We start from the raw sequence: 4,861 nt of genomic DNA on the forward strand, positions 1-4,861 counted from the left end.
CTGCGCAGCAGGCCGAGGCCGCGAACGCGACCCGCCGCGAATGCGGCGAAGCCAAGGCCGCGGATGCGGCCGCCCGGCGCTTGAGGGCGCATGCAAGTGAAGCGGCTCATCCTGCCGGGCGCGCTGGTCGCGCTGATCGTCCTGCTGGCCGTCTTCGCGCCGCTCCTGCCGCTGCCCGACCCGGTGCGCCAGGACGTGCCGAACCGGCTGGCCGCCTGGCTGCCCGGCAGTCCGCTCGGGCGCGACGAGTTCGGCCGCGACATCCTCTCGCGCATCGTCTGGGGCGCGCAGGCCTCGCTGATGGTGGCCTTCGCCTCGGCCGCGATCGCCTGCCTCGTCGGCACCACGCTCGGGCTGCTGGCCGGCTGGTTCCGCGGCGTGGCGGAGTTCATGGCTGTCCGCGCCGCCGATGTGGTGCTGTGCTTCCCGCCGATCCTGCTGGCACTGATGGTGGTCACGCTGCTCGGCCCGGGCACCGCCACGCTGATCCTGGTGCTCTCCATCCTCTACCTGCCCGGCTTCGTGCGCGTGACCTATGCGGAAGTGCTCTCGGCCCGCGGGCAGGACTATGTGGAGGCGGTGCGCGCGCTCGGCGCGCCGACGCAGCGCATCCTCTCGCGCACGGTGCTGCCGAACATCGCGGGGCCGGTGCTGGTGCAGTTCAGCCTGGCCGTCGCCGCGGCTGTGGTGGTCGAGAGCGGGCTCAGCTTCCTCGGCCTCGGCGTGGTGCCGCCCACGCCCTCCTGGGGGCTGATGATCCGCGGCGCGCGCGCCACGATGGAGCAGGCGCCGACCTATCTGCTCTATCCCTGCCTGGCGCTTACCTTCACCATCCTGGCGATGAACATGCTCTGCGACGCGCTGCGCGACGTGGTGGACCGCAAGGGCGGCGGGCGGCTGCCGCGGCTCAGCGCGGTGGACCGCGTGCTGCCCGGCCTGTTCCCCGCGCGCGACCCGGCGCCGCTGCTCGAGGTGCAGGGCCTGACCGTGGACATCGCCACGCCTGGCGGCGCGATCCGCCCGGTGGAGGACGTCTCCTTCGCGGTGCGCGCCGGCGAGACGCTGGCGATCGTGGGCGAGAGCGGCAGCGGCAAGTCCATCACCGCAACCGGCGTGATGGGCCTGTTGCCGCCCGTCGCGCAGGTGACCGCCGGCGTCGCGCGCTTCGAAGGCCGCGACCTGCTCGACCTGCCGGAGGCCGAGCGCCGCAAGCTGCGCGGCGGCGCCATCGCCATGGTGTTCCAGGACCCGATGAGCAGCCTGAACCCGGTGCATCGCGTCGGCGACCAGGTGGCGGAGGCGATCCGCGCGCATCGCGACGTGCCGGCGCAGGCGGCCGCGCGCGAGGCGGTGGAGCTGCTCAAGCGCGTCGGCATCGCCGACCCGGAGCGGCGCGCCCGCGCCTTCCCGCATGAGCTTTCGGGCGGCATGCGCCAGCGCGTGATGATCGCGATGGCGATCGCCAACCGCCCCCGGCTGCTGATCGCCGACGAGCCGACCACGGCGCTCGACGTCACGGTGCAGGCCGGCATTCTCGACCTGCTGGCGCAGCTGCGCGGCGAGACGGGCATGGGCGTCGTGCTCATCACCCATTCGCTCGGCGTCGTCGCGGAGACGGCGGACGAGGTGGTCGTGATGTACGCCGCGCAGGTGGTCGAGCGCGGCAGCGTCGCCGAGGTCTTCGCCCGCCCGCTGCATCCCTACACGCGCGCGCTGCTGGCCGCCGTGCCGGAAGGCGAGGCCGAGCCCGAGGGCATCCCGGGCGTGGTGCCGCGCCCGGATGCCTGGCCGCCCGGCTGCCGCTTCGCGCCCCGCTGCACCTTCGCCACCCCCGCCTGCGAGCGCCCGCCGCAGCTGGAACAGGCGGGCGAACGCCTGGTGCGCTGCATCCGCTGGAAGGAACTGGCGGGATGAGCGCGTCGCCGCGCCAGGAAGCACTGGTCGTCGCGGAAGCGGTGGAAAAAAGCTTCGCGCCGCGCGGCATCTTCGCGCGCGGCATGCCGGTGCGCGCCGTCGCCGGCGTGGATGCGCAGATCGCGCGCGGCGAGGCGCTGGGCGTGGTGGGGGAAAGCGGCAGCGGCAAGTCCACCCTCGGCCGGCTGCTGCTCGGCCTGCTGGACGTCACCGCCGGCCGCGTGCGCTTCGACGGCGCCGACCTGCCGAAGCCCGGCAGCGCCGCGTGGAAGACGCTGCGCGCGCGCATGGGCATCGTCTTCCAGGACCCCTTCGGCAGCCTCGATCCGCGGCGCAGCGTCGGCGCGCAGGTGGGCGACGGGCTGGCGATCCATCGCGGCGGCGCCGATCCCGCGCGCATCGCCGCGCTGTTCGAGCTCGTCGGACTCGATCCGCTGCGCATCGGCGCCTTCCCGCACGAGTTCAGCGGCGGCCAGCGCCAGCGCCTCGGCATCGCGCGCGCGCTGGCGACCGACCCCGACTTCCTGGTGGCGGACGAGCCGGTCAGCGCGCTGGACGTCTCGATCCAGGCGCAGGTGATCAAGCTGCTGGCGGAGCTGCGGCGCGACCTTGGCCTGGCGATGCTGTTCATCAGCCACGACCTGCCGGTGGTGCGCCATCTCTGCGACCGCGTGGCGGTGATGTATCTCGGGCGTGTCATGGAGGAAGGGCCGGTGCGCGAGGTCTTCGCCCGCCCGCTGCATCCCTATACCCGCGCGCTGCTCTCCGCGACGCCGATGCTCGATCCGGCGAAGCGCGCGATGCGCATCATCCTGCCCGGCGACCCGCCGAGCCCGACCGATCCGCCGAGCGGCTGCGTGTTCCGCACACGCTGTTCCTTCGCGCAGCCGGCCTGCGCGGAGACGGTGCCGAGCCTGCGTGCGTTCGGCGGGCCGGGCCAGCGCGTCGCCTGCATCCGCGCCGAAGAGATCAGTTGAGACCCGCCAGAGGAAGGCCAGACATGACCGAAGTATCACCCCAGAAAGTCCGCATGGGCGAGATCACCGGCGACGAGGCCCGTGCGCTCTATCCGAAGAACCCGGTGATCCTGCTGCCGATGGGCAGCCATGAGGACCAGGGCCCGCACGCCCCGATGGGCGACTACTTCCTGGCCGAGAAGATGGCCGAGCTGATCGCGCTGAAGGCGACCGCCGAAGGCACGCGCACGGTGGTGGCGCCCGTGCTGCCCTTCGGCAAGGGCGACTTCTTCGGCCCGATGATCGGCGGCATCGCGCTCTCCGCCGCCACCTTCCGCGCGCTGCTGGACGAGCTGTTCGCCGAGCTGCTGCGCCACAAGCTGACGAAGCTGGTGATCATCAACGGCCATGGCGGCAACGTGAACGTCATCAACGAGGCGACGCGCGCGGTGATGCACAAGGGCGGGCCGATCATCCCCTCGCTCTATCTCTGGCGCATCGCCTATGCCGAGATGCCGAAGCTGCTGGGCGCGGAGAAGGCGAAGGCCGTCAGCAGCCACGGCGCCGATCCGCTGACCAGCCTCTGCATGCACCTGTTCCCCGAGCGCATCCGCGCCGATCTTGTGCCGGAGCCGCGCAAGGGCGGCGCGACGGCGCTCGGCCTGCCCTTCCAGGGCTGGGGCTCGCTCAGCTTCAACGGCGCGGAGGTGACCACGCCGCATGAATACGACAAGGTCAGCCCGAACGGCCTCGGCACCGGCGACCCGCGGCTGTGCAGCGCGGAGAGCGGCAAGCTGATCGCCGAGCGCCTGACGGAGATCGGCGCCGGCTTCTGCCACCACTTCGCGAAGCAGTAGGCGGCGCCTCCCTCCCCCGCCTTCGGGGGAGGGGACGGCTACAGCACCCGGTCCTTCTCCGGCACCTCCTCGCCGCGGTGCACGTGCAGGATGTTGCCCAGCCAATGCGCCACGCTGCGGCGTGAATTCTCATAGGCCGTGCTGGCGGTGTGGGGCGTGCAGATGACGTTGTCCATGTGCAGCAGCGGATGGTCCTTCGGGGGCGGCTCCTGGTCGAACACGTCCACCGCCGCGCCGGCCAGGTGGCCGGACTTCAGCGCGGCGACCAGGTCGTTCTCCACCACGATGCCGCCGCGCGCGACATTCACCAGCAGCGCGCCCTTCTTCATCATCCCGATCCGCCGCGCATCCAGCATCCCCGCCGTCTCCGGCGTCAGCGGGCAGTTGAGCGAGACGATGTCGCTCTCGGCCAGCAGCGCCTCCAGCGGGCGATACTGCACGCCGAGCGCCTGCTCCTCGGCCTCCGGCAGGCGGTTGCGGTTGTTGTAGAGGATGGTGCAGTCGAAGCCACGCAGCCGCTTGGCCACGCCCTTGCCGATCGCACCGAGCCCGATGATGCCGACCGTCTTGCCGGAGACGAGGATGGAATGGCGCCACACCTCGTTCTTCGGCCAGCCGCCGGCCACGGTCGCCACATGCGCCTGCACGATGCGGCGCGCGATGGCGATCATCAGCCCGATGGTCGCTTCCGCGACGGGGATCGCGTTCGATCCGGTGGTGCGCGCGATGCGGATGCCGCGTGCGCGGCAGGCCTCGATGTCGATGTTGTCGATGCCGACGCCCCATTTGTGATAGAGCTTCACGCGCGGCCCGGCGGCGACGATGTCGGCGGTGACCGGCAGGTCCCACCACACGCAGTAGTCGGCCTCCGCCACGCCGGCCTTCAGGTCCTCCGGCGCGCGCCCCTTCACCGCGCCAAGCGTGAAGCCCGCCGGCAGCTGTTCCTTGATGATCGCTTCCTGCTCCGCGCCGATGGGCTGGAGCATCATGATCTTCGTCATGCCGGGGCCTTGCTGTTGGGTTCGGTGGAGAAGCGCACGCCGGCCCGCGCCAGCCCGCCGCCGAGCGCGGCGACGCTGCCGTGGGCGCGGCGCCGGGCGGCGCCGGGCAGGGGGGCCGCCGGGCGCCGCGCGC

4 protein-coding genes are annotated in these 4,861 nt (G+C 72.3%); 3 read left to right on the forward strand and 1 reads right to left on the reverse strand.

The annotated features are described in order from the left end of the window. The first annotated feature begins 96 nt into the window (after positions 1–96). The 3 genes from AC1MIR_RS18675 to AC1MIR_RS18685 are packed head-to-tail and all read left to right on the forward strand — an operon-like array spanning position 97 to position 3,727. On the forward strand, positions 97–1,914 hold the full coding sequence (locus tag AC1MIR_RS18675; protein ID WP_480029695.1) for a dipeptide/oligopeptide/nickel ABC transporter permease/ATP-binding protein: 1,818 nt from the start codon (positions 97–99) through the stop codon (positions 1,912–1,914). Beyond that, positions 1,911–2,891 carry an oligopeptide/dipeptide ABC transporter ATP-binding protein gene (locus tag AC1MIR_RS18680; protein WP_480029696.1) on the forward strand — a complete coding sequence of 327 codons (981 nt, stop codon included), beginning with the start codon at positions 1,911–1,913 and terminating at the stop codon, positions 2,889–2,891. Before AC1MIR_RS18675 ends, AC1MIR_RS18680 begins: the two co-directional genes overlap by 4 nt. A gap of 23 nt (positions 2,892–2,914) precedes the next feature. Then, a complete protein-coding gene (locus AC1MIR_RS18685; protein WP_480029697.1) occupies positions 2,915–3,727 on the forward strand; it encodes a creatininase family protein in 813 nt (270 codons plus the stop codon). Between the two features lie 38 nt (positions 3,728–3,765). On the opposite strand, the gene AC1MIR_RS18690 is transcribed toward AC1MIR_RS18685, so the two are convergent. After that, positions 3,766–4,728, reverse strand: coding sequence for a 2-hydroxyacid dehydrogenase (locus tag AC1MIR_RS18690; RefSeq protein ID WP_480029698.1), 963 nt, complete (start codon positions 4,726–4,728; stop codon positions 3,766–3,768). Positions 4,729–4,861: the final 133 nt, after the last annotated feature.

The sequence above is a fragment of the Falsiroseomonas sp. RANM36 genome (genome assembly GCF_056682175.1).

Coding starts and splice junctions, on each gene's coding strand:
- AC1MIR_RS18690 (WP_480029698.1), bottom strand. CDS start 4,728: ATGACGAAGATCATGATGCTCCAGCCCATCGGCGCGGAGCAGGAAGCG.
- AC1MIR_RS18685 (WP_480029697.1), top strand. CDS start 2,915: ATGACCGAAGTATCACCCCAGAAAGTCCGCATGGGCGAGATCACCGGC.
- AC1MIR_RS18680 (WP_480029696.1), top strand. CDS start 1,911: ATGAGCGCGTCGCCGCGCCAGGAAGCACTGGTCGTCGCGGAAGCGGTG.